1 protein-coding gene is annotated in these 1,086 nt (G+C 43.7%); it reads left to right on the top strand.

Annotated elements, in window-relative coordinates:
• A partial coding sequence (locus tag IC619_RS16580; RefSeq protein WP_213261000.1) for an RNA-guided endonuclease InsQ/TnpB family protein occupies positions 1-1,078 on the top strand: 1,078 nt, incomplete at its 5' end.
• Positions 1,079-1,086 lie beyond the last annotated feature (8 nt).

A 1,086-nucleotide genomic window follows, 5' to 3' on the forward strand; every position in this document is an offset into this window, starting at 1 on the left:
GCAGATTGAAAAGATTGAATGGACACTCTCCATGTGTCGTTGGCTCTATAACGCGATGTTAGAACAGAGAAAATTTGCCTATGAGAAACGAAGTCAGACAGTGAATTACAGCAAACAAGCCAATGAGCTTCCGCTATTAAAAAAAGCAATCCCTGAATTTAAGCAGATACAATCACAGGTGCTTCAACATGTAGCCAGACGCTTGGATCGCGCATTTCAATCTTTCTTCAGGCGTGTATGGAAAGGACAAACACCGGGTTATCCTCGTTTTCAAGGTAAGCGCCGATTTGACAGCTTCACCTATCCGCAAAGCGGATACCAGATTGAAGGAAAGCACCTTCGGTTGTCGAAAATCGGAAATGTACGCATTAAGTTGCATCGGCATATCGAAGGAAAGGTGAAGACGTGTACCATCAAGAGAAAAAACGGCAAATATTATGCTTGTCTTTCCTGTGAATTTGCCCCTCATTCGCTTCCTCCTACAGGGAAGCAAGTAGGAGTAGACTTAGGTGTGACGCACCTTGCCATTACGTCTGATGAGATGTTCTTTGACTCTCCCAAGTATCTCCGTCGATCTGAACGTCACTTAAAACGACTTCAGAAGCGCGTATCCAAACGAAAGAAAGGTTCTTCACGCTATAAGAAAACGGTGTTGATATTAAAAAAGAAACATGCATACATAGCGAATCAGCGCAAAGATGATGCACATAAGATCAGCCGCTATCTGGTGAATCATTACGATATGATTGCGTATGAAAATCTGAACATTCAAGGAATGATGAAGAATCATCACCTTGCTAAAAGCATTGTAGATGCCAGTTGGAGCATGTTAATTCAGTTCACGACTTACAAGGCAGAATGGGCTGGTAAGAAAGTGATTGAAGTTGACCCTTACAACACATCGCAAGCGTGTTCAGCATGTGGACAGATCGTAAAAAAAGCGTTAAAAGAGCGTACCCATCATTGTGTTTGCGGCTATACCGCACATCGTGATGTGAACGCGGCTCGGAACATCTTACAAAAAGCTTTAGGCTCGGTTCGAGCCTTCGTGGAGGAGACGGCAGTAGCCGCCCAATGAAACGAGAA

It is taken from the genome of Polycladospora coralii (assembly GCF_014773435.2).
GTDB classification, from domain to species: domain Bacteria; phylum Bacillota; class Bacilli; order Thermoactinomycetales; family Thermoactinomycetaceae; genus Polycladospora; species Polycladospora coralii.